We start from the raw sequence: 23,525 nt of genomic DNA on the forward strand, positions 1-23,525 counted from the left end.
TGGCGACGGGGAGCGCGGTGACGGCGGGTGCGGCGGCCGGTTCTCCTGCGGGGTGAGCGGGCCGTCTCCGGGTGATCGGTTTCGGCCGTGGCCTACGCTGGGCGGGTGACCACCCCGGAAGCTGAGCAGTCCCAGGCACCGCGGCCCGAGGAACGGCTGGAACAGGCCGTGCGGGCAGCCGAGCAGGCGTTGATCGAGTACGAGATCGCCGTGGAGACCTTCCGCGTCGAGGTCGAGAACTTCTCCCGGCTGCACGACCAGAAGCTCGGTCCGCTCTACTCCCGGATCGAGGAGCTGGACGCGCGGATCGCCGAGGCCAGGGCCGCTCTCACCGGCGACCCGGAGGACATCCGCCGGGCCGAGGAGGCCCGCGCCCACGTCCTGCCGATCCCTGGCGTGGAGGAACTGCTGCACGGCTGGATGGACGGGCACGGCCTGTTCCCGGAGGCCGCCGCCATGCTCACCGACCAGCCGGTGCGGCCGCCTCAGCGGGTGCGGCCCAGCGAGGAGGCCCGCCGGCTCTACCGCGAGCTGGCCCGCAAGGTGCACCCCGACCTCGCCCAGGAGGAAGGGGAGCGGCAGCGGCGCGAGGAGTTCATCACCCGGGTCAACGACGCCTACGCCCGCGGCGACGAGAAGCTGCTCCAGGAACTGGCCGACGAGTGGGCCGCGGGCCCCGTGCCGCCCGAGCGGCGGCCGAGCCGCGCCGAGGAGCTGTACGCCCGGCTGGAGTGGCTCGACCAGCGCAAGGAGCTGCTCACCCTGGTCGCCCGTGAGCTGGAGGACGGCCCGGTGGCGGGCATGCTGCGGCTCGCCCCGGACGACCCCGACGGCCTGCTCGAGGAGATCGCCGGCCGGCTGCTCGGCGACATCGCGCAGCGGGAGGCCGAGCTGGCGGGCCTGCAGGAGCAGGGCTGAGACGAGCCGCGCTTCGGGTAGCGTCGGGGGCATGAGTTTCGGAGCTGGTGTGCCCACGGTCGAGGTCACGGACCTCAAGGACGGCGACTTCCTGCTGGACGTCCGCGAGGACGAGGAGTGGGACGCCGGCCACGCCGAAGGGGCGCTGCACATCCCCATGAGCGAGTTCGTGGCCCGCTACGGCGAGCTGACCGAGGCCGCCCCGCAGGACGGCCGGGTCAACGTGATCTGCCGCTCCGGCGGCCGCTCGGCGCAGGTCACGATGTATCTGGTCCAGCAGGGCATCGACGCCGTGAACGTCGACGGCGGCATGCAGGTCTGGCAGGCCGCGGGGCGGCCGGTGATCACCGACGGCGGGGCACCGGGCGCGGTCGTCTGAGCGACACGGGGCCCGAACCCGCCCTCCCGGCACCTCGGTGCCGGACGCGGGCCGGATGCCGGATGCGGGCCGGACGCCGGATGCGGGCCGGATGCCGGATGCGGGCCGGATGCCGGATGCGGGCCGGATGCCGGATGCCGGTCGGTGGTTCAGCTGAGGGCGTGGGTCGCCAGCAGATCCCCCAAGGTCTCCTCGTACGCCGCCGCGGGGCCGAGCGACAGCTCCAGGTGCTTGGCCCAGGCGTGGTACCGGTGCAGCGGGTAGTCGGTGTCCGCGCCGAACCCGCCGTGCAGGTGCTGTGCCGTCTGCACCACGCGCCGCACGCCCTCCGCCGCCCAGATCTTCGCCACGGCGACGTCCCCGGCGGCGGGCAGCGCACCCGGCGCGCCGGAGGCGATCCGCCAGGCGGCCTGCCAGAGGGTGGCCTCCATGGCGCGCAGGTCGATGTACCGGTCGGCGGCCTGGACGGCCACCGCCTGGAAGGTGGCGATCGGATACCCGAACTGCTCCCGCCTGCCGGTGTAGTCCGCGGTCATCCGCAGCACCTGTTCCCCGAGACCGAGGGCCAGCGCGCAGGTGCCGGTAGCCAGCAGCGCGTGCAGACCCTCCCAGGCGCCCGCCGCCTCGATCACACGGTCCGCCCCGATCCGCGCCGACCGCAGCCGCAGCTCGGCCAGCCGCTCCCCGCTGGTGGAGATCTGCTCGGCGAGTTCCAGTCCGTCCTGTCCGCGGCCGACCAGCGCGAGCACGGTCCGGTCGGCGTCGGTGTGCGCCGGCACGAGGACGAGGTCCGCGTCGAAGGCCCACGGCACCGCTGTCTGCGTCCCGTCCAGCACCCAGTCAGGGCCGTCCCGCCGCGCGCTGACGGCGAGGCTCGCCGGGTCGTGCCCGGTGCGGCCGTGCGCGGCGACCGTCAGCACCGGCTCGCCGTGTCCCGCCGGGGCCAGCAGCCGCTCCGCGAGTTCCGCGCCGCCGTACGTCTGCAGGGTCGCGAGGGCCGCGCTGTGCTCCAGCAGCGGCACCCGGGCCAGCACGCGCGCTGACTCGCGCAGCACCTGGCACAGCGCGACGGCGTCGAGACCCGCGCCGCCGTAGCGCTCGTCGAGCAGCAGGCCGAGCAGGTCCGCGCCGGCCAGTCGGGACCACAGGTCCCGGTCGAAGCCCTCGGCCACGGCGCCGGTGGTGAGCGCGGGACTGGGCACCGCGTCAGGTGCCACCCCGGCGAACACCCCCCGTGCCGCCTCCGCCGCCGCCACCTGCTCCTCGCTGAAGGTGAAGTCCACGGCCCTGTCCTCCTGGCGGTCCGGTCGTCCTACGGTTCGTCTGACGGGCCGTCAAGATAGAACAGGTTCTAGAAGAAGGGAACGGGAAGGGCGGCGCGGGCCGTATCGAGTACGTTCGAGCCGGCCCACCGCCGCGGGCGGTGCGGCGTGGCGAGGACCACCGCCACGGGGCCGTACCCGGGGCTGCGCCGGGCGACCGGGGCTGAGTACCGTTCCCTCCCGGGCACCGAGCAGTGGCGCCCGGGACGAGCGGGGCGCCGGTGACGAGGCCGGGACGACCGACTGGAGCGGGGGACGGGGCGTAATGGACGCGTACGACGAGGACTCACAGGCCCCGGCCGGGCCGGACGGGTCGGCCGGGCCGGGTGACCTCCACGCCCCCGCCGACCCCGCTGACCAGGTTGATCAAGCTGATCCCGGGGATCCCGGACCTGGTGGTCCTGGTGGTCCTGGTGATTCCCCGCCCGCCGGGCCGGCGGACGCCGCGGCCGCGCCCCGGACCGGTGTCGCCGCCCTCTCCCCCCGCTACCAGGTCGGCGCCGCGGTGGCGCTCGCCGTGGTGGCCGTCACCGCGTGCGTGCACCTGGCCATGGTGTTCCTGAGCGTGGCGCCGGCGAACACGGTCACCAAGCAGCACGGCCAGGCGATAGAGGACTGGGTCTTTCCGGAGTTCGAGCAGAACTGGAAGCTGTTCGCCCCGAACCCGCTGCAGCAGAACATCGCCGTCCAGGTGCGCGCCGAGCTGCGGACGAAGGAGGGCGGCCTGTTCACCACCGGCTGGTACGACCTCTCCGCCCGGGACGGCGCCGACATCGACGGCAACCTGGCGCCCAGCCACACCCAGCAGAACGAGCTGCGGCGCGGCTGGGACTTCTTCGTCGCCACGCACGGCGCCGACAACCGGCCCATCGGCATGCGGGGCTCGCTGTCCGAGCAGTACGTGCGCCGGATCGTCGTGATGCGCCTGAACAGGGAGGACACGATCCACCGCGAGGGCGTCGTGCGGCGCGTGCAGGTCCGCTCCAGCACCACGAACGTGCAGCCGCCCGCGTGGAGTCAGGAGAAGATCTCCGACAAGCCCGTCTACCGTGTGCTCCCCTGGTGGACGGTGAGCGCCGACGAGGCCGCGGGAGGCGTGCGGTGAACCGTCTCTCCCTGACCCTGTCGCGGGCCATCGCCCGCGTGACCGAGTCGCCGCTCGGCCGGTACCAGAGCGCCGTGATCCGCATCGGCTTCGCCGGGACCTGGCTGCTGTTCCTGCTGCGCGAGTTCCCGCACCGCCAGGAGCTGTACGGTCCCGACGGCCCGTGGAGCTGGGACCTCGCCCGGCGGCTCACGTCCGACAACCACGCCTTCACCGCCCTGATGTGGTCCGGCGGGCAGCTCTGGTTCGAGGTCTTCTACCTGCTGGCGATCCTCTCCAGCGCGGCGCTGATGCTGGGCTGGCGCACCCGGACCGCGTCCCTGCTGTTCATGGTGGGCGTGCTGTCCCTGCAGAACCGCAGCGTCTTCGTGGGCGACGGCGGTGACAACGTCCTGCACCTGATGTCGATCTACCTGGTGTTCACGCGGTGCGGCGGGGTGTGGTCGCTGGACGCGCGGCGGGCCGCCCTCCGGGAGGCGGCGCGCGAGCGCGGGCAGCGGGCGTCCGGCGACCGGGTGGGCCCCGCGCTGTGGGTGGTGCTCGGCCTGGTGCTGGGCGGTGTGACGCTGGCGGGCCGGTTCGACGGCGGGCTCGTGCCGGTGCTGCTGTGGACGGCGTGGGCCGGTCTCGGCCTCTGGGGTGCGGTGCAGCGCCTGGAGCGGGCCCGGGAGCCGCGGATCCTGCTGGACGTGATCGCCAACGTCCTGCACAACGGCGCCCTGTGCGTGATCATGGCGGAGGCGTGCCTGATCTACGCCACGGCCGGCTGGTACAAGATCCAGGGGTCGCGCTGGCAGGACGGCACGGCCGTCTACTACCCGCTGCACCTGGACTACTTCTCGCCGTGGCCCGGTCTGGCCGACCTGATGTCGTCCAGCGGCACGATCATGATGATCGTGGCCTACGGGACCGTCATGGTGCAGGTCGCCTTCCCGTTCACCCTGTTCAACCGGCGGGTCAAGAACGTCCTGCTGGTGCTGATGATGACCGAGCACGCCGTGATCGCGGTCGTCCTCGGCCTGCCGTTCTTCTCGCTCGCGATGATCACCGCCGACGCCGTCTTCCTGCCGACGTCCTTCCTGCTCCTGCTCGGCGGCCTGGTGGCACGGGCGCGCGGCCGGATGACCGGGCGTGGTGAAGGCCATGGCGACGGCCACGGTGACGGTGCCCGCCCGGACGACCCGGGCCACGAAGGCGACTCCGGTCTCGAAGGCGACTCCGGTCTCGAAGGCGGCCCCGGCCGCGACGGCGAGTCCGACGGAAGTGGTGACGGCGACGGGACGCTGCCCGCGCCGCGCTCGCCGGAGGAGGGCACGCGGGGCCACGTAGGGTTCACCGCATGACCGACCCCGTGAGCCGCTGGCGCGAGCACGCCGAGGGCGCCGTGCTGCTCGACGGCTTCCACGCCCTCAAGCACGCGCTGCGCTTCGGCGCGCGGGTCCCGGTGGCGGTCACCACCGACCGGCGGGCGACGCTGGCCCTCGCCGGGGAACTGGCCGGGGACGTCAGGGACCGGCTGGACGCGCTGCTGACGGAGGTGCCGGGTGGGGCGTACGCCACGCTGGTGCCGCGCCCGCACCCGACGGGCGTCGCCGCGCTGGCCGTACGGCCCTCCCGGGAGGCGCAGCTCCGGGTGCTCGGCCGCACGCCCCGCAGTACGCCGGTCGTGGTCCTCGACAACCCGCGCAACCTCGGCAACGCCGGGGCGGTGATCCGGTTGGCCGCGGGCTTCGGGGCGACCGGTGTGGTCACCACGGGCACGCTCGACCCGTGGCACCCCACGGTGGTGCGCGGCGGGGCCGGGCTGCACTTCGCGACCGCCGTGGAACGGCTCGACGTCACGGAGCTGCCCGCCGGGCCGCTGTTCGCCCTCGACCCGGAGGGCGAGGACATCCGGGGCACCGTCCTGCCGGACGACGCCGTGCTGGCCTTCGGCTCGGAGCGCACCGGTCTGTCGGACGAGCTGCGCGCGCGTGCCGACCGCCTGCTGCGGCTGCCGATGCGCCCCCAGGTCTCCAGCTACAACCTGGCCACCAGCGTGGCCATGACGCTGTACCACTGGAGTGTCACCGCCGGGGGCGCACCCGCCCTGTCCTAGGCCTGGCGGCGGACCTCCACCACCCGGAAGCGGTTGGCCACGAACGCGCCGTCGGTGAGGGCCGCGTTCGCCGCGGGGTTGCCGCCCGAGCCGTGGAAGTCGGAGAAGGCCGCGGTCTGGTTCACGTACACCCCGCCCGTCAGGTTGAGCGAGAGCTGGGCGGCCTCCTCCAGGCAGACCTCCTCGACGGCCCGCTCGACCTCGGTGTCGGTGGTGTAGGCGCCGACGGTCATGGCGCCCTTCTCGCGGATCGTGCGGCGCAGCAGCTCCAGCGCGTCGGTGACCGAGTCGACGGCGACGGCGAAGGAGACGGGACCGAAGCACTCGCTCATGTAGGCGGCCTCGGCGTCCGGCTTGGCGCCGTCCAGCTTGACGATCACGGGGGTGCGGACGACCGCGCCCGGGAACTCGGGGTTGCTGATCTCGCGGGAGGCGAGGGCGACCTCGCCCAGGCCGGCCGCCGCCTCCAGACGCGCCTTCACGTCCGGGTTGACGATCGCGCCGAGCAGGGCGTTGGCGCGGGCGTCGTCGCCGAGCAGGCCGTCGACCGCGCGCGCGAGGTCGGCGGTCACCTCGTCGAAGGTCTTCGGGCCCGCCTCGGTGCGGATGCCGTCGCGGGGGATCAGCAGGTTCTGCGGGGTGGTGCACATCTGGCCGCTGTACAGGGACAACGAGAAGGCCAGGTTGGAGAGCATCCCCTTGTAGTCGTCGGTCGACTCCACGACGACCGTGTTGACGCCGGCCTTCTCGGTGTAGACCTGCGCCTGGCGGGCGTTGGCCTCCAGCCAGTCGCCGAAGGACGTCGAGCCGGTGTAGTCGATGATCCCGATCTCGGGCCGGGTGGCGAGCGTCTTGGCGACGCCCTCGCCGGGGCGCTCGGCGGCCAGCGCGACCAGGTTCGGGTCGAAGCCGGCCTCGGTGAGCACCTGGCGGGCGACCTGCACCGTCAGGGCGAGCGGCAGCACCGCGCGCGGGTGGGGCTTGACCAGGACCGCGTTGCCGGTCGCGAGGGAGGCGAACAGGCCCGGGTAGCCGTTCCAGGTCGGGAAGGTGTTGCAGCCGATGACCAGGCCGATGCCGCGGGGGACCGGCGTGAACGCCTTGGTGAGGGCCAGCGGGTCGCGCTTGCCCTGGGGCTTGCTCCACTCCGCCGTGCCGGGGGTGCGGACCTGCTCCGCGTACGCGTAGGCCACCGCCTCCAGGCCGCGGTCCTGGGCGTGCGGGCCGCCCGCCTGGAGCGCCATCATGAAGGCCTGGCCGCTGGTGTGCATGACGGCGTGCGCGAACTCGTGCGTCCGGTCGCTGATCCGCTTGAGGATCTCCAGGCAGACCACCGCGCGGGTCTCCGCGCCCGCGTCCCGCCAGGCGCGCTGGCCGGCCTTCATGGCGGGCAGCAGCACGTCGACGTCCGCGTGCGGGTAGGTCACGCCCAGCTCGATCCCGTACGGCGAGACCTCGCCGCCCACCCAGTCGTCGGTGCCGGGCTGGCCGAGGTCGAGGCGGGTGCCGAGCACGGCGTCGAAGGCGGCCTTGCCCGCCGCCGCGTCCAGGCTGCCGTTCTCGCCGTAGGCCTTGGGGTGCTCGGGATGCGGGGACCAGTACGCGCGCGTGCGGATCGCCTCGAGCGCCTGGTCGAGAGTGGGCCGGTGCTTCGCGATGAGCTCGTGCGCGGTCAGTTCGGCGGCCATGCGGGACCAACTCCTCGTCTGGAGAACTCTTCCTCGAGTTCACGACCTGGCGTAAAGAGCAGCGGGATGGGACGGTCAGAGCTAGAGTAACCGAACGATCGGTCGGGACAAGGGGGTCCGCCGCATCTGTGGACAACCCCGTGCGGGAGGATCGCGCACATGACAGCAATCGACCTCAGCAGCCCCGTGGCCGTCGTCGGCACCGGCACCATGGGCCAGGGCATCGCCCAGGTCGCGCTGGTGGCCGGCCACCCCGTGCGGCTCTACGACGCCGTCCCCGGACGTGCCGAGGCGGCGGCCGAAGCGATCGGCGCCCGCCTGGACCGGCTCGTGGCCAAGGACCGGCTCACCGCCGCCGAGCGCGACGCCGCCCGCGACCGGCTCACCCCCGCCGCCGTACTGGCCGAACTGGCCGACTGCGCTCTGGTCGTCGAGGCCGTCCTGGAGCGGCTCGACGTCAAGCAGCAGCTCTTCCGCGAGCTGGAGGAGATCGTCGCCGACGACTGCCTGCTCGCCACCAACACCTCGTCCCTGTCGGTGACGGCCATCGGCGGCGCGCTGGGCAACCCCGGCCGCTTCGTGGGCCTGCACTTCTTCAACCCGGCCCCGCTGCTGCCGCTGGTCGAGGTCGTCTCCGGGTTCGCCACCGACGTCACGTCGGCCACGCGCGCGTACGAGACGGCCCGCGCCTGGGGCAAGACCCCGGTGGCCTGCGCGGACACCCCCGGCTTCATCGTCAACCGCATCGCCCGGCCGTTCTACGCCGAGGCCTTCGCCGTCTACGAGGCCCAGGCCGCCGACCCGGCCACCATCGACGCGGTGCTGCGCGAGTGCGGCGGCTTCCGGATGGGCGCCTTCGAGCTCACCGACCTCATCGGGCAGGACGTCAACGAGTCCGTCACCCACTCGGTGTGGCGGTCCTTCTTCCAGGACGTCCGCTTCACGCCCTCGCTCGCCCAGCGCCGGCTGGTGGAGTCCGGACGGCACGGCCGCAAGAGCGGACACGGCTGGTACGACTACGCCGAGGGCGCCGAGCGCCCCGAGCCGCACACCGCGGACAAGGAGCGTCCGCCCGCCCACGTCACCGTCGAGGGCGACCTCGGACCCGCCGCCGAACTGCTCCCGATGCTCCGTGAGGCGGGCATCCAGGTCCGCGAGGACGACGAGGACAACGGCACCCGGCTGGTGCTGCCCGGCGGCGGCCAGCTGGCCCTCGCCGACGGCCAGACGTCCGTGGAGTTCCGTGACGTCGTCTACTTCGACCTGGCCCTCGACTACCGCAAGGCGACCCGCGTCGCCCTGTCGGCCTCCCAGGACACCTCGTCGCAGACCCTCACCGAGGCGATCGGCCTGTTCCAGGCGCTCGGCAAGGACGTCAGCGTCATCGGCGACGTCCCCGGCATGATCGTCGCCCGCACGGTCGCCCGGATCGTCGACCTCGCGCACGACGCCGTCGCCAAGGGCGTCGCCACCGAGGAGGACATCGACACCGCGATGCTCCTGGGTGTCAATTACCCGCTCGGCCCCTTCGAGTGGAGCCGCAGGCTCGGCCGCGGCTGGGCCTACGACCTGCTGGACGACCTGCACCTGCGCGATCCCTCCGGCCGGTACGCACCGTCCCTCGCGCTCTACCGTCACGCGTACGCCACCGACAAGCGGGAGAGCACCCCATGACCACCGCCAAGCGCGACACGTACACCCCCGAGACCCTGCTCTCGGTCGCGGTGCAGGTCTTCAACGAGCGGGGCTACGACGGCACTTCCATGGAGCACCTGTCCAGGGCGGCCGGCATCTCCAAGTCCTCCATCTACCACCATGTCAGCGGCAAGGAGGAGTTGCTGCGCCGGGCGGTGAGCCGCGCCCTCGACGGGCTGTTCGGCATCCTGGACGAGGAGCACGCGCGCGCGGGACGCGCCGCCGACCGGCTGGAGCACGTCGTACGGCGCATGGTCGAGGTGCTCATAGCCGAGCTGCCCTACGTGACGCTGCTGCTGCGCGTGCGCGGCAACACCGAGACCGAGCGCTGGGCGCTGGAGCGGCGCCGCGACTTCGACCACCGGGTCGCCGAGCTGCTGAAGGCCGCGGCCGCCGACGGCGACATACGGGGCGACGTCGAGGTGCGCCTGGCCACCCGGCTGGTCTTCGGCATGATCAACTCGGTGGTGGAGTGGTACCGGCCGGACACCCGGGGCGCCAGCGGCCGCGAGGTGGCCGACGCGGTGGTCCGCCTGGTCTTCTCGGGCCTGCGCCAGGACTGAGGCAGGGCCGCGGCCGGAACCGAGGCCACGCGCGGCCCGCGGCTCAGGTCTCCGGCTCCAGGTCCTCCTCCTCGAACACCAGCAGGGTGCGGGTGCTGAGTACCTCGGGGATGGCCTGCAGCCGGGTCAGCACCAGTTCGCGCAGCGCCCTGTTGTCGGGCGTGTGCACCAGCAGCAGCACGTCGAAGTCGCCGCCCACCAGGGCGATGTGGGAGGCGCCGGGCAGCTGCCTGAGCTGCTCGCGGACGGTGCGCCAGGTGTTCTGGACGATCTTGAGGGTGACGTACGCCGACGTCCCGTGCCCCGCCCGCTCGTGGTCGACGCGGGCGCTGAACCCCCGGATCACCCCGTCCTCGACCAGACGGTTGATGCGCGCGTAGGCGTTCGCGCGCGAGACGTGCACCCGTTCGGCCACGGAGCGTATCGAGGCCCGGCCGTCCGCCTGGAGGATCTTCAGGATGTCCTGGTCGATCGCGTCGAGCGGACGCGGCACCGTCGGGCCGGCTCCGTCCTGCGGCCCGTCGGCCATTTGTTCAGCTGCCATGTCCCCCCGCTTCATCGCCGTGGACGTCCTGCGTTCATTGCAGGTTGTGGAGAACCGTTTGTCCACAGCCTGACGGGGCCTGTAGCCAAAATGTGCCGACGACCGAACAATCGGTTGGTGAGGCGAGTCACAGCCGACGCGTCTCCCGTAGCCGCTCCCACGAGGAGGTGCCGTCATGACGGTCCTGGAGCAGCGAGGCGCTTACCAGCCCTCGCCGCCGCCCGCCTGGCAGCCCCGTATGGACCCCGCGCCGCTGCTGCCCGACGCCGAGCCCTACCGCGTCCTCGGCACCGAGGCGGCGGCGGAGGCCGACCCGGACCTGCTGCGCCGGCTGTACGCGCAGCTGGTGCGCGGCCGCCGCTACAACGCGCAGGCCACCGCGCTGACCAAGCAGGGCCGTCTGGCCGTCTACCCCTCCAGCACCGGCCAGGAGGCGTGCGAGGTCGCCGCCGCGCTGGCCCTCGAAGAGCGCGACTGGCTCTTCCCCAGCTACCGCGACACCCTCGCCGTGGTCGCCCGGGGCGTCGACCCCGTCGAGGCGCTCACCCTGCTGCGCGGCGACTGGCACACCGGCTACGACCCCTACGAGCACCGGGTGGCCCCGCTGAGCACCCCGCTCGCCACCCAGCTCCCGCACGCCGTCGGTCTCGCGCACGCCGCCCGCCTCAAGGGCGATGACGTGGTCGCGCTCGCCATGGTCGGCGACGGCGGCACCAGCGAGGGCGACTTCCACGAGGCCCTGAACTTCGCCGCCGTCTGGCAGGCACCGGTGGTCTTCCTGGTGCAGAACAACGGCTTCGCCATCTCCGTCCCGCTCGCCAAGCAGACCGCCGCGCCCTCCCTGGCCCACAAGGCCGTCGGCTACGGCATGCCGGGCCGGCTGGTCGACGGCAACGACGCGGTCGCCGTGCACGAGGTCCTCGGCGACGCCGTACGCCGCGCACGCGCCGGCGGCGGCCCCACCCTGGTCGAGGCGGTGACCTACCGCGTCGACGCCCACACCAACGCCGACGACGCCACCCGCTACCGCGGCGACGCCGAGGTCGAGGCCTGGCGCGCCCACGACCCGGTCCAGCTGCTGGAGCGGGAGCTGACCGGGCGCGGCCTGCTCGACGAGGACGGCCTCGCCGCCGCCCGGCAGGACGCCGAGCAGATGGCCGCCGACCTGCGAGAGCGCATGAACCGGGACCCCGAGCTGAACCCCATGGACCTCTTCGACCACGTCTACGCCGAGAACACCGCACAGCTGCGCGAGCAGCGCGCCCTGCTGCGCGCCGAGCTCGAGGCGGAGCAGGGCGACCAGGAAGGCGGCCTGCGATGACCACCGTCGCCGTCAAGCCCGCCACCATGGCGCAGGCCCTCACGCGCGCGATGCGCGACGCGATGGCCGCCGACCCCTCCGTGCACGTCATGGGCGAGGACGTCGGCACCCTCGGCGGTGTCTTCCGGGTCACCGACGGACTCGCCAAGGAGTTCGGCGAGGACCGCTGCACCGACACCCCGCTCGCCGAGGCGGGCATCCTCGGCACCGCCGTCGGCATGGCCATGTACGGCCTGCGCCCGGTCGTCGAGATGCAGTTCGACGCGTTCGCCTACCCGGCGTTCGAGCAGCTGATCAGCCATGTCTCCCGGATGCGCAACCGCACCCGCGGCCGGATGCCGCTGCCGATCACCGTCCGCATCCCCTACGGCGGCGGCATCGGCGGCGTCGAGCACCACAGCGACTCCTCCGAGGCCTACTACATGGCCACCCCCGGCCTGCACGTGGTCACGCCCGCGACCGTCGCCGACGCCTACGGGCTGCTGCGCCAGGCCATCGCCTCCGACGACCCGGTCGTCTTCCTGGAGCCCAAGCGCCTGTACTGGTCGAAGGACTCCTGGAACCCCGAGCAGCCGACGGACGTGGAACCGATCGGGCGCGCGGTGGTCCGGCGGCGCGGCAGCAGCGCCACCCTGCTCACCTACGGCCCGTCGCTGCCGGTCTGCATGGAGGCCGCCGAGGCCGCCCGGTCCGAGGGCTGGGACCTCGAAGTGGTCGACCTGCGCTCCCTGGTGCCGTTCGACGACGAGACGGTCTGCGCCTCCGTGCGGCGCACCGGGCGCGCGGTCGTCGTGCACGAGTCGACCGGGTTCGGCGGCCCCGGCGGCGAGATCGCCGCCCGCGTCACCGAGCGCTGCTTCCACCACCTGGAGGCACCGGTGCTGCGCGTGGCCGGCTTCGACATCCCCTACCCGCCGCCGATGCTGGAGCGGCACCACCTGCCCGGTGTCGACCGCATCCTGGACGCCGTGGGGCGCCTGCAGTGGGAGGCCGAGGGCTGATGGCACAGGTGCTGGAGTTCAAGCTGCCCGACCTCGGTGAGGGACTCACCGAGGCGGAGATCGTCCGCTGGCTGGTGAACGTCGGCGACGTCGTCGCCATCGACCAGCCGGTCGTCGAGGTCGAGACGGCCAAGGCCATGGTCGAGGTCCCCTGCCCCTACGGCGGCGTGGTCACCGCGCGCTTCGGCGAGGAGGGCACCGAACTGCCCGTCGGCGCACCGCTGCTGACGGTCGCGGTGGGCTCCGGGACCGCTCCGGAGCCGGACGGCGACGGCGGGGGATCGGGCAACGTCCTCGTCGGGTACGGCACCTCCGAGGCGCCGGCCCGGCGCCGCAGGGTGCGCGCCACGGCCGCCGGCGGGCCGGCGGGGCAGCCCGCTCCGGCAGTCCCCGCCCCCGCGCCCGCCCCGGTCGCGGCGCCCGCCGCCACGGCCGCGCCCGGCACGGGGCCGGTCCCGGTGATCTCCCCCCTGGTGCGCCGGCTCGCCCGGGACAACGACCTGGACCTGCGGCAGCTCGCCGGATCGGGGCCCGACGGGCTGATCCTGCGGGCCGACGTCGAGGGCGCGCTGCGGGCCAGGACCGCGCCCGCCCCCGCGGCGCAGGAACCGTCCGCCCGTGTCTCCGCCGGCTCCCCCGTCCGCGACGGCGTCCGCATCCCGCTCAAGGGTGTACGGGGCGCCGTCGCCGACAAGCTCTCCCGCAGCCGCCGGGAGATCCCCGACGCCACCTGCTGGGTCGACGCCGACGCGACGGAACTCATGCGCGCGCGGGCCGCGATGAACGCCGCCGGAGCCTCCAGGATTTCGCTCATCGCGCTGCTCGCCCGCATCTGCGCCGCCGCGCTGGCACGCCACCCGGAGCTGAACTCCTACGTCGACACCGAGGCCCGCGAGGTCGTCCGGCTCGACGAGGTGCACCTCGGCTTCGCCGCGCAGACCGAGCGCGGCCTGGTCGTGCCGGTCGTCCGGGACGCCCACGCCCGTGACGCCGAGTCGCTGACCGCCGAGTTCGCCCGGCTCACCGAAGCGGCCCGGACCGGCACACTGACCCCGGCGGAACTCACCGGCGGCACCTTCACGTTGAACAACTACGGCGTCTTCGGCGTCGACGGCTCCACCCCGATCATCAACCACCCCGAGGCGGCCATGCTCGGCGTCGGCCGCATCGTCCCCAAGCCGTGGGTGCACGAGGGCGAACTGGCCGTGCGCCAGGTCGTCCAGCTCTCGCTCACCTTCGACCACCGGGTGTGCGACGGCGGCACCGCGGGCGGCTTCCTGCGGTACGTCGCCGACTGCGTGGAACAGCCGGCGGTGCTGCTGCGCACCCTGTGACCCGACGCGAGCCCGCGGGGGACGCCGCACCCGGGCGTTCCCCGCGCCGCGCGTGAGCGCTCCTCGGTTCCCTGTGATCAACCTGACACGCATACTCGGGGGGTGACCGAGAACGCTCCCGCCCCCGCCGGGGCCGCCGCGCCGTACGACGCCGTCGTGCTGGCCGGCGGGGCCGCGCGGCGGCTCGGCGGGGCCGACAAACCCGGACTGCGGGTCGGTGGCCGGGCCCTCCTCGACCGGGTGCTCGCCGCCTGCGCCGGCGCGGCCACCACCGTCGTCGTCGCCGCTCCCCGGCCGGCCTGCCGCCCGGTGCGCTGGACCCGCGAGAACCCGCCCGGCGCCGGGCCCGTCGCCGCGCTGGAGGCCGGCCTGCGGCTCACCACCGCCGCGCAGACCGTCGTCCTCTCCGCCGACCTGCCGTTCCTCGAACCTGCCACCCTGGACCGCCTGCTGACCACGCTGCGGAACACGGGCGCCGACGGCGCGCTGCTCACCGACGCCGACGGCCGCGACCAGCCGCTCGTCGCCGCCTACCGCACCGCCGCGCTGCGCCGCGAACTGGCCGCCCTCGCCGCCGCGTCCGACGGTCTCACCGGCCTGCCGCTGCGCCGGCTGACGGGCGCCCTCCGACTTACCCGCGTCCCCGATCCGCTCGCGTCCTTCGACTGCGACACCTGGGACGACCTCGTCAACGCCAGGGCACGCATCAGGGAGCATGGGCACGTGTTGGATGAATGGATTTCCGCAGTCAAGGACGAACTGGGCATCGACCTGGACGTCGACATCCGTGGTCTGCTCGATCTGGCCCGTGACGCCGCCCACGGCGTGGACCGGCCCGCAGCGCCCCTGACCACCTTCCTCGTCGGCTACGCCGCGGCCCGGGGCGGAGGCGGCCCGGAGGCGGTCGCCGAGGCCGCCCGCAAGGCCGCCGCGCTGGCCAAGCGCTGGGAGCGGGAGAACGCCGCCGACGACGCGGGCAGCTCCGGCCCGGACGCCGGATGACCGCCCCGGGTACCCGGGCGGGGGCGCCCGCGGCGGACGCCGACGACCTGGACGTCGAGGAGGCCCTGGCCCTCGTGAGGGAACCGAAGGACGACGGCGACGCGCCCGTGCCCACGCCCGCCCGCCCCGAGCGGCGGCACGAGCGGCACCGGGCCACGCCCTGGCCCCGGGCCCGCGACATCGCGGCCCGCGCCGCCCGCTCGGGCAGCCGCCGCACCCCCGTCTCCGTCCCCCTCGCCGACGCCCTCGGCCTGGTCCTCGCGTCCCCTCTCGACGCGCTCACCGACCTGCCCTCCTTCGACACCTCCGCGATGGACGGCTGGGCGGTCGCCGGGCCCGGCCCCTGGGAGGTCAGGGACGAGGGCGTGCTCGCCGGACACGCCCAGCCCGATCCGCTGACCGACGGCGAGGCGGTCCGCATCGCGACCGGCGCCCGCGTCCCCGCCGACACCACCGCCGTCCTGCGCACCGAACACGGCCGCACGGACGCCCAGGGACGGCTGCACGCCACCCGGGAGGTCGTCCACGGCCAGGACATCCGCCCCCGCGGTCAGGAATGCCGCGGCGGCGACCAGCTCCTGCCCGTCGGTACCCTCGTCACCCCCGCCGTCCTGGGCCTGGCCGCGGCGGCCGGATACGACACCGTCACGGCCGTCCCCCGCCCCCGCGTCGAAGTCCTGGTCCTCGGCGACGAGTTGCTGACCGAAGGCCGCCCGCACGACGGACTGATCCGGGACGCGCTCGGCCCGATGCTGCCGCCCTGGCTGCGCGCGCTCGGCGCCGAGGTCACCGCCGTACGCCGACTGGGCGACGACGCACGGGCGTTGCGCAAGGCGCTCACCGGCTCCACCGCCGACCTCGTCGTCACCACCGGCGGCACCGCGGCCGGACCGGTCGACCACGTGCACCCCACCCTGGAGCGCATGGGCGCCGAACTCCTCGTCGACGGCGTCAAGGTACGCCCCGGCCACCCCATGCTGCTGGCCCGCACCAAGGAGGACCAGCACCTCGTCGGCCTGCCCGGCAACCCCCTCGCGGCCGTCTCCGGCCTGCTCACGCTCGCCGAACCGCTGCTGCGCACCCTCGCCGCCCGTCCCGCCCCGGAGCCGTACACGCTCGCGCTCGGGGAGGCCGTGCACGGGCACCCGTACGACACCCGGCTCATCCCGGTGGTGCTGCGCGGCGACCACGCCGTCCCGCTGCACTACAACGGCCCCGCCATGCTGCGCGGTATCGCCGCCGCCGACGCACTGGCCGTCGTACCACCGGGCGGCGCCCGGCAGGGGGAGGATACGGAACTGCTCGACCTGCCGTGGGCGGCGGCTGGAATCGGGGTGTGTTTCACGTGAAACTTCCCGGCCATGACGCCATTGCCCGCCAGGCGGACGAACATCTGGTGACCCATCGGGTGAGACTCCCGCGGAAAGTGGTGGAGCGTCCGATCCGCCAGGTCGCCAAACGGCTGCTCATGGCCTTCGCGGTGCTGGTGGTCACCGCGCTGGTCGTCTACGCCGACCGGGCGGGCTACAACGACAACTCGGACAGCTCGGTCGACTTCCTCGACGCGTTCTACTACGCCACCGTCACCCTCTCCACCACCGGCTACGGCGACATCACCCCGGTCAGCGACAGCGCCCGGCTCACCAACATCTTCGTCATCACACCCCTGCGCGTGCTGTTCCTGATCATTCTGGTCGGCACCACGCTGGAGGTCCTCACCGAACGCACCCGGGAGGAATGGCGCCTGAACCGCTGGAGGTCCACCTTGCGCGATCACACCGTCGTCATCGGGTTCGGCACCAAGGGCCGGTCGGCCATCCAGACCGTCTGCACCACGGGACTGAAGAAGGAGCAGGTCGTCGTGGTCGACCCCAGCAACAAGGTGATCGACGCGGCGACCTCCGAGGGGTTCGCCGGCGTCATAGGTGACGCCACCCGCAGTGAGGTGCTCAGGCGCGCCGAGGTGCACAGGGCCCGGCAGATCATCATCGCCCCGCAGCGCGACGACACCGCCGTCCTCGTCACCCTGACCGCCCGCCAGCTCAACCGGGGCGCGAAGATCGTGGCGGCCGTGCGCGAGGAGGAGAACGCCCCGCTGCTCAAGCAGTCCGGCGCCGACGCGGTCATCACCAGTTCCGGCGCCGCCGGCCGGCTGCTCGGCCTGTCCGTGCTCAGCCCGGCGGCCGGCATGGTCATGGAGGACCTGATCCAGCAGGGCAGCGGTCTGGACATCGTCGAACGCCCCGTGGTCCGGGCCGAGGTGGGCCGCTCGCCGCGCGAGACGGACGACCTGGTGGTGAGCGTCGTACGCGGACACCGGGTGCTCGGCTACGACGACTCCTCCATCGGCGGCCTCCAGCTGACCGACCGCCTGATCACCATCGTCCGGGTGACCCCCGGCGCCCGGGTCGCCCCGCACACCCGCCCCCTCCCCGAGGACTAACGGACCCGGCACCAGCGGCCCCGAGGACCAGCGGACCCGAGGTCGCGCGGGCCTGCCCCGGCAGCGGCGGCGGCGGGGAGTAGCGTCGCCACCATGCATGCGATCACGATTCCCGAACCTGGTGGACCCGAGGCGCTGGTGTGGAGCGAGGTCCCCGACCCGGTGCCCGGCGAGGGCGAGGTGCTGGTCGAGGTGGTGGCCAGTGCCGTCAACCGCGCCGACATCATGCAGCGGCAGGGCTTCTACGACCCGCCGCCCGGCGCCTCCCCCTACCCCGGCCTCGAGTGCTCCGGCCGCATCGCCGCGCTCGGCCCCGGCGTCTCCGGCTGGGCCGTGGGCGACGAGGTGTGCGCGCTGCTCTCGGGCGGCGGCTATGCCCAGAAGGTCGCCGTCCCGGTCGGGCAGCTGCTGCCCGTGCCCGAGGGCGTCGACCTGAAGCAGGCGGCCGCGCTGCCCGAGGTGGCCTGCACGGTCTGGTCCAACGTCTTCATGGTCGCCCACCTGCGCCCGGCCGAGACCCTGCTGGTGCACGGCGGCTCCAGCGGCATCGGCACCATGGCGATCCAGCTCGCCAAGGCCATCGGCGCCAAGGTCGTGGTGACCGCCGGGACGAAGGAGAAGCTGGACTTCTGCGCCGAGCTCGGCGCGGACGTCCTCGTCAACTACCGCGAGCAGGACTTCGTCGCCGAGGTGCGGCAGGCCACCGACGGCGCGGGAGCCGACGTCATCCTCGACAACATGGGCGCCAAGTACCTGGACCGCAACGTCCAGGCGCTCGCCGTCAACGGCCGGCTCGCGATCATCGGCATGCAGGGCGGTACCAAGGGTGAGCTGAACATCGGCACCCTGCTGACCAAGCGGGCCGCGGTCACCGCGACCTCACTGCGGGCCCGCCCGCTGAGCGAGAAGGCGGCCATCGTGGCCGCCGTGCGCGAGCACGTGTGGCCGCTGCTCGTGGCCCGCCACGTGCGCCCGGTGGTCGACCGCGAGCTGCCGATGGAGCAGGCGGCCGAGGCCCACCGGGTGGTGGAGGCGAGCGGCCACATCGGCAAGGTGCTGCTGGTCGCGCCGTAACGTCCGCCGGCCGCGGTGACCCCCGGTCAGCTCCGCCGTACCCGCAGGCCCAGGAACGCCAGTCCCAGGCCGAGGCCGATGAGGACCAGGCCGGAGCCCAGGGGCAGGATGCGCAGGGCCGGCTCGGCGGGGGCGCCTGCCTGGGGGACCGCGTCCTGGGCGGTGGGGGGCAGCGGCTGCCGCGCGGGGTCGAGTCCGGCCTCCTCCGGTGTGTCGGAGGCGGCCGGGGTGGCGCCGGGCGGCTCGGCCTGCTCCGGCTCCTCCGGGTAGCCGTCCCGCGGGTCCGCGAGGGCGGGGGACCCGGTGGTCCTGCCGGGATCGTCGTCGCCCTCCTCCACGGCGGCCGGCCCCTCGGGGCGGCCCGGCCGCATCCTGCCCTCACCGGCGCGGCTCCCGGCCCGCGAGGGCTCGGCGGCGGACGCGGACGCGCGCAGGCCGGAGGCGTGCGCGGCCGGGGAGACGGACACGAGGGGCTGGCCCGGGGGCGCGGACGCGTCCGGCGGGGTGTTCTCCGCGCCGTAGGCGAGGGCGGCGCCGGAGACCGGCGTGGCCGTCGCGAGGACGAGCAGCAGTCGTACGAGGCGCAGCGTGAGGCGCAGCCGTGGAGTCACGTCGGTGACCTTCCGTAGCCCGGTCGTCGAACTCCGACAGAAAGCCAGCCTCACATCCCGGGACGTACAGGGCATTTCATATTGGGCCGACAGGTCTAAAGGGTGGATCAGCCCCAGGAGGGGGCAGCACGGTGATGAGGTTCGGTCGTGCGAGAGAATGGCGGCATGGAGATGCCGAGGAACGAACGGTCGCCGGAGAATCCCCAGATCCTGGTCGTGGGCCAGGACGGCATGGCGATCGGTGGCGGCGGGGACGAGGACTCCCGCGAGATTCCCGTGACGGAGCAGGTCGAGCAGCCTGCCAAGGTCATGCGGATCGGCAGCATGATCAAGCAGCTTCTGGAGGAGGTGCGGGTCGCCCCTCTTGACGAGGCCAGCCGGGTCCGGCTGAAGGAGATCCACGCCAGTTCGGTCAAGGAGCTGGAGGACGGTCTGGCGCCGGAGCTGGTCGAGGAGCTGGAGCGGCTGTCCCTGCCCTTCACCGACGAGGCGACCCCGAGCGACGCGGAACTGCGGATCGCCCAGGCCCAGTTGGTGGGGTGGCTGGAGGGCCTGTTCCACGGCATCCAGACGACGCTGTTCGCCCAGCAGATGGCGGCTCGGGCGCAGCTCGAGCAGATGCGCCGCGCCCTCCCGCCGGGTGTGGCGGGCCCCGAGGGCGTCGAGGACCCCCGGGCCGGCGGCCGCTCGGGCGGACCGTACCTCTAGGCCGTATCCGTAGGACGTACCGGAGCCCGTACCCGCGGGCCGCATCCGAAGGCGTACGAGCGAAAGGGCCCGGCGGACGACCGCCGGGCCCTTTCGCACGCGCCTCGGCGGCGCGGGGTCACTGCGGCGGGTTGCCCGTCGAGACGTTCAGCTGCACGGTCTCGCTGCCCTTGGCGTCGACGTCGGTGCCCTCCGCGGGGAACTGGGACATGACCGTGCCGTCGCCCCAGGTGTTGTCGTCCACCTTCTTGATCTCGTACTTCCAGCCGGCGGCCTGGAAGCACGCCTTCACCGAGTCGATGTTCTTGTACTGGAAGTTGGGAAGCCGGACCTTCTTGGGGTCGGTGTACGACTCCTGCGGCTCGGTGCACTCCGTCTTGTCGATCGTCTTCGACGTGTCCGGGCCGCGGTAGCCCGACGCGTGCGCCGAGGGCGAGGCGCTGGTGCGGCCGCCGCCCTTGTCGTCCTCGCCGCCGCCGTTCAGTGTCAGCGCGACGACCAGGCCGACGACCGCGACGAGCGACACGGCGATGGATCCGATGATCACCGGCTTGTTGCCCTTGCCGCCGCCCTGCGGGCCCTGGACCGCGGTGGGGGCGGTGACGGAGTACGGCGGCGGGGTCGCGTGGCCCTGCTGCCCGAACGCGGCGGGCGGCGTCTGGTAGCCGCCCTGCTGCGGATAGCCGTAGGCGGGGGCGGGCGGCGGGGTGCCGTAGCCGTGCGGGGCCGGGGCCGGCTGGTACGGCGTCTGCACCGGGCCGGTGGGCGCCGGGGTCGCCTGGTCGACCGGCGGGAACACGGCGGAGCCGACGCCCGAGCCGCTCTGCGTCGGCCCGGAGCCCGGCACGATGCTCGGCGCCGCCGCCTGGAAGGAGGCGGCGACGCGCAGGCACTCGTCCCGCATGGACTCGGCGGTCGGGAAGCGCTCGTTCGGGTTCTTCTTCAGCGCCCGCGCGACCAGCGCGTCCACCGCCGGCGGCAGCGCGCGGTTGACCGACGAGGGAGCCACCGGCTCCTCCTGCACGTGCGCGTACGCGATCGCCAGCGGCGAGTCGGCGTCGAACGGCAGCCGTCCGGTGACCAGCTGGAACAGCATGATGCCGACCGAGTAGAGGTCGGAGCGGGCGTCCACCCCGCGGCCGAGGGCCTGCTCGGGCGAGAGGTACTGCGGGGTGCCGACGACCATGCCGGTCTGGGTCATGGAGGTGACCCCGGACTGCATGGCGCGGGCGATGCCGAAGTCCATGACCTTGACCACGCCGCGCTTGGTCATCATCACGTTGCCCGGCTTGATGTCGCGGTGGACCAGGCCCTTCTCGTGGCTGATCTCCAGTGCCGCCAGCACGTCGGCGGTGATCCTCAGCGCCTTGTCGGCGGGCATCGCGCCGAACTGCCGGACGTCCTCGTCCAGGACCGAGCCCAGCGGGCGGCCCTCGACGTACTCCATGACGATGTACGGCGTCGTCATGCCGTCGACGTCGTCCTCGCCGGTGTCGAAGACGGAGACGATGTTGGTGTGCGTGAGCTTCGCCACGGCCTGTGCCTCGCGGCGGAAGCGCTCGCGGAAGGCCTGCTCCCGGCCCAGCTCCGTGTGCAGCGTCTTGATCGCGACCTGGCGGTCGAGCACGGCGTCGTACGCCAGGTGCACCGAGGCCATGCCGCCCTCACCGAGCAGGTCACGCAGCTGGTAGCGGCCGCCCGCCAGCGCGCGCCCCGTGTATCTGCCCTGTGCGCCGTCCTGGCTCATCTCTCCGTGTCCCCCACTGGCCGTCCGGCGCCGTCACTGAGCGGAACATGCCTTGATCGAATGTCTCATTCCCGGCCAAGTCTGCCCCAGGGCAGTGACACGTCAAGCGCGGTGCCCGTTCCGTGACCGTACGCGCAAGAAGCGTCGCGCAAGCGTTACAGCGCTCGTACGACCGGTACACAGAATTTGCACGAGAGCGCGTGCTACAGGTTTCATGACCGATCCGTCCGGGACCGGGTCCCGGTAGCGGATCCGGACCGGCGGCCCCCGCGGAGGCTGTAGCGTGGCCGACGGAGACCGTGACAACACCGCGCGCACCGCGGGCAGAAACGACGGCGAGGACCGATGGCACAGACGCACAGCGCCCAGGGCCCGTCCGACCCCGAGGCGACTGGCGGCGGCATGTCCGAGACGCCGGAGATGTGGGGCAACGGCGGGCTCGTCGGCGACGGCCGGTACCGGCTGACCCACCGGCTGGGCCGCGGCGGCATGGCCGAGGTGTTCGCCGCCGAGGACGTCCGTCTCGGCCGCACGGTCGCCGTCAAGCTGCTCCGCGCCGACCTCGCCGAGGACCCGACCTCCAAGGCCCGCTTCACGCGTGAGGCCCAGTCGGTGGCCGGCCTCAACCACCACGCGATCGTCGCCGTGTACGACTCCGGCGAGGACTTCGTCGGCGGCCAGTCCGTGCCGTATATCGTGATGGAGCTGGTCGAGGGCCGCACCATCCGCGACCTGCTGCTGAACGCCGAGGCGCCGGGCCCCGAGCAGGCCCTGATCATCGTCTCCGGGGTGCTGGAGGCGCTCGCCTACTCGCACCAGCACGGCATCGTGCACCGCGACATCAAGCCCGCCAACGTGATCATCACGAACAACGGCGCCGTCAAGGTCATGGACTTCGGCATCGCCCGCGCCCTGCACGGCGCGTCGACGACGATGACGCAGACCGGCATGGTCATGGGCACCCCGCAGTACCTCTCCCCGGAGCAGGCGCTCGGCAAGGCCGTCGACCACCGCTCCGACCTGTACGCGACCGGCTGCCTGCTGTACGAACTGCTCGCGCTGCGGCCCCCCTTCACCGGTGAGACCCCGCTGTCGGTGGTCTACCAGCACGTCCAGGACATCCCGACCCCGCCGTCCGAGGCTTCCGACGCCTGCCCGCCGGAGCTGGACGGCCTGGTCATGCGCTCGCTCGCCAAGGAGCCCGACGACCGGTTCCAGACGGCCGAGGAGATGCGCGGCCTGGTCCAGTACGGCCTGCAGATGCTGTACGACCAGGGCGGCCACACCGGCACCTGGAACACCGGCCCGGTAGCGGCGCACGACGGCCGGCACACCCCTGCGGCCGGCTTCGCGGGCACCACCGCGATGCAGCACCCCGGCGAGTTCGGCGCGGGTACCACGCAGATCCCGCAGCCGATCCTGCCCACCGGGTACGGCGACGACGGCGGTTTCGAGGGGCACGGCAACAAGGGCAGCGGCCGCGGCAAGCTGTGGATCCTGGCCGTCCTCGCGGTGATCGCGATCGCGGCGGGCGTCGCGATCGCGCTCAACCACAACACCGGCACCGCCGGCCCCGGCGACGACGTCAAGCCGGCGAAGACGCACTCGAAGCCGGCCAAGGACGAGACGAACTCCGCGACGCCGTCCGACGACTCCACCGGCCGGCCCACGGACACGGCCACGAACAACGGCACGGGCACCGGCACCGGCTCCGACTGGCCGCCGTCCTACACGCCGTCGGCGACCCCGTCCCAGACCGTCACCTCCGACCCGACCGACGAGCCGACGGACCCGCAGACCTCGCAGCAGCAGACGGACCCGCAGACCAGCCCGACGCAGTCGACGGACCCGGCGACCGGCGGCACGGACGGCGGCGCCACGGTCGGTGGCACGGACGGCGGCGCCACCGACGGCGCGGCCGGTGGCAACGGAACTTGAAGGCCACCGACGCCCCCGCCGTCGCCCTGAGCCG

Annotated in this window: 21 protein-coding genes; 16 read left to right on the forward strand and 5 right to left on the reverse strand. The window is 73.4% G+C overall.

All coding sequences use genetic code 11. The features are described 5' to 3' along the window. Positions 1-105 precede the first annotated feature (105 nt). Positions 106-918 carry a hypothetical protein gene (locus B446_RS19430; RefSeq protein ID WP_020941142.1) on the forward strand — a complete coding sequence of 271 codons (813 nt, stop codon included), beginning with the start codon at positions 106-108 and terminating at the stop codon, positions 916-918. A gap of 49 nt (positions 919-967) precedes the next feature. Further along, positions 968-1,297, forward strand: a complete 330-nt coding sequence (locus tag B446_RS19435; RefSeq protein WP_020941143.1) for a rhodanese-like domain-containing protein — start codon at positions 968-970, stop codon at positions 1,295-1,297. Positions 1,298-1,446: 149 nt separating this feature from the next. Here B446_RS19435 and B446_RS19440 read toward each other — a convergent pair whose 3' ends face one another. Next, complete coding sequence (locus tag B446_RS19440; RefSeq protein ID WP_020941144.1) at positions 1,447-2,580, reverse strand: acyl-CoA dehydrogenase family protein; 1,134 nt, start codon at positions 2,578-2,580, stop codon at positions 1,447-1,449. Positions 2,581-2,884: 304 nt separating this feature from the next. Between B446_RS19440 and B446_RS19445 the strand changes: the two genes are divergently transcribed. From B446_RS19445 to B446_RS19455, 3 genes are read left to right on the forward strand one after another with little or no spacing between them, the layout of a single operon-like run. Beyond that, on the forward strand, positions 2,885-3,724 hold the full coding sequence (locus B446_RS19445; protein ID WP_043476023.1) for a DUF5819 family protein: 840 nt from the start codon (positions 2,885-2,887) through the stop codon (positions 3,722-3,724). Further along, complete coding sequence (locus B446_RS19450; protein WP_020941147.1) at positions 3,721-5,067, forward strand: HTTM domain-containing protein; 1,347 nt, start codon at positions 3,721-3,723, stop codon at positions 5,065-5,067. Before B446_RS19445 ends, B446_RS19450 begins: the two co-directional genes overlap by 4 nt. Then, positions 5,064-5,822, forward strand: coding sequence for a TrmH family RNA methyltransferase (locus B446_RS19455; RefSeq protein WP_020941148.1), 759 nt, complete (start codon positions 5,064-5,066; stop codon positions 5,820-5,822). Before B446_RS19450 ends, B446_RS19455 begins: the two co-directional genes overlap by 4 nt. Here the strand turns inward: B446_RS19455 and paaN are convergent. Further along, positions 5,819-7,510 (reverse strand): phenylacetic acid degradation protein PaaN, encoded by a 1,692-nt coding sequence (paaN, locus tag B446_RS19460; RefSeq protein WP_020941149.1) that lies wholly within the window; start codon positions 7,508-7,510, stop codon positions 5,819-5,821. The genes B446_RS19455 and paaN overlap by 4 nt on opposite strands. Before the next feature lie 159 nt (positions 7,511-7,669). Between paaN and B446_RS19465 the strand changes: the two genes are divergently transcribed. Continuing rightward, a complete protein-coding gene (locus tag B446_RS19465) occupies positions 7,670-9,184 on the forward strand; it encodes a 3-hydroxyacyl-CoA dehydrogenase (protein ID WP_020941150.1) in 1,515 nt (504 codons plus the stop codon). Next, positions 9,181-9,768: a TetR/AcrR family transcriptional regulator gene (locus B446_RS19470; protein WP_020941151.1), complete on the forward strand. Its 588-nt coding sequence runs from the start codon at positions 9,181-9,183 to the stop codon at positions 9,766-9,768. The genes B446_RS19465 and B446_RS19470 overlap by 4 nt, the downstream gene beginning before the upstream one ends. A gap of 43 nt (positions 9,769-9,811) precedes the next feature. Here B446_RS19470 and B446_RS19475 read toward each other — a convergent pair whose 3' ends face one another. Continuing rightward, a complete protein-coding gene (locus tag B446_RS19475; RefSeq protein WP_020941152.1) occupies positions 9,812-10,297 on the reverse strand; it encodes an Lrp/AsnC family transcriptional regulator in 486 nt (161 codons plus the stop codon). A 190-nt stretch (positions 10,298-10,487) separates the two neighbouring features. Here B446_RS19475 and pdhA point away from each other — a divergent pair, with 190 nt between their 5' ends. The 7 genes from pdhA to B446_RS19510 all read left to right on the forward strand — a co-directional run bounded on the left by pdhA (position 10,488) and on the right by B446_RS19510 (position 18,487). Next, entirely contained in the window at positions 10,488-11,633 is a 1,146-nt protein-coding gene (pdhA, locus tag B446_RS19480) for a pyruvate dehydrogenase (acetyl-transferring) E1 component subunit alpha (RefSeq protein ID WP_020941153.1), read from the forward strand. Next, positions 11,630-12,634: an alpha-ketoacid dehydrogenase subunit beta gene (locus B446_RS19485; RefSeq protein ID WP_020941154.1), complete on the forward strand. Its 1,005-nt coding sequence runs from the start codon at positions 11,630-11,632 to the stop codon at positions 12,632-12,634. The genes pdhA and B446_RS19485 overlap by 4 nt, the downstream gene beginning before the upstream one ends. After that, positions 12,634-13,968, forward strand: a complete 1,335-nt coding sequence (locus tag B446_RS19490) for a dihydrolipoamide acetyltransferase family protein (protein ID WP_020941155.1) — start codon at positions 12,634-12,636, stop codon at positions 13,966-13,968. Before B446_RS19485 ends, B446_RS19490 begins: the two co-directional genes overlap by 1 nt. A 102-nt stretch (positions 13,969-14,070) precedes the next feature. Continuing rightward, the gene (locus tag B446_RS19495) at positions 14,071-14,970 is read left to right on the forward strand and encodes an NTP transferase domain-containing protein (protein ID WP_020941156.1); all 900 of its coding nucleotides are present in this window, start codon (positions 14,071-14,073) and stop codon (positions 14,968-14,970) included. Next, a complete protein-coding gene (locus B446_RS19500; protein ID WP_020941157.1) occupies positions 14,967-16,319 on the forward strand; it encodes a molybdopterin molybdotransferase MoeA in 1,353 nt (450 codons plus the stop codon). Before B446_RS19495 ends, B446_RS19500 begins: the two co-directional genes overlap by 4 nt. Further along, the gene (locus tag B446_RS19505; RefSeq protein ID WP_043476028.1) at positions 16,316-17,413 is read left to right on the forward strand and encodes a potassium channel family protein; all 1,098 of its coding nucleotides are present in this window, start codon (positions 16,316-16,318) and stop codon (positions 17,411-17,413) included. The genes B446_RS19500 and B446_RS19505 overlap by 4 nt, the downstream gene beginning before the upstream one ends. A 93-nt stretch (positions 17,414-17,506) precedes the next feature. Continuing rightward, a complete protein-coding gene (locus tag B446_RS19510) occupies positions 17,507-18,487 on the forward strand; it encodes an NAD(P)H-quinone oxidoreductase (RefSeq protein ID WP_020941159.1) in 981 nt (326 codons plus the stop codon). Between the two features lie 26 nt (positions 18,488-18,513). Here the strand turns inward: B446_RS19510 and B446_RS19515 are convergent, their stop codons facing one another. Continuing rightward, complete coding sequence (locus B446_RS19515; protein ID WP_020941160.1) at positions 18,514-19,098, reverse strand: hypothetical protein; 585 nt, start codon at positions 19,096-19,098, stop codon at positions 18,514-18,516. A 165-nt stretch (positions 19,099-19,263) separates the two neighbouring features. Here B446_RS19515 and B446_RS19520 point away from each other — a divergent pair, with 165 nt between their 5' ends. Continuing rightward, complete coding sequence (locus B446_RS19520; RefSeq protein ID WP_020941161.1) at positions 19,264-19,806, forward strand: bacterial proteasome activator family protein; 543 nt, start codon at positions 19,264-19,266, stop codon at positions 19,804-19,806. Between the two features lie 118 nt (positions 19,807-19,924). On the opposite strand, the gene B446_RS19525 is transcribed toward B446_RS19520, so the two are convergent. Then, the gene (locus B446_RS19525; protein ID WP_020941162.1) at positions 19,925-21,553 is read right to left on the reverse strand and encodes a Stk1 family PASTA domain-containing Ser/Thr kinase; all 1,629 of its coding nucleotides are present in this window, start codon (positions 21,551-21,553) and stop codon (positions 19,925-19,927) included. Between the two features lie 345 nt (positions 21,554-21,898). Between B446_RS19525 and B446_RS19530 the strand changes: the two genes are divergently transcribed. Then, positions 21,899-23,491 carry a protein kinase domain-containing protein gene (locus B446_RS19530; RefSeq protein ID WP_020941163.1) on the forward strand — a complete coding sequence of 531 codons (1,593 nt, stop codon included), beginning with the start codon at positions 21,899-21,901 and terminating at the stop codon, positions 23,489-23,491. Positions 23,492-23,525: the final 34 nt, after the last annotated feature.

The sequence above is a fragment of the Streptomyces collinus Tu 365 genome (assembly GCF_000444875.1).
Lineage (GTDB): Bacteria > Actinomycetota > Actinomycetes > Streptomycetales > Streptomycetaceae > Streptomyces > Streptomyces collinus_A.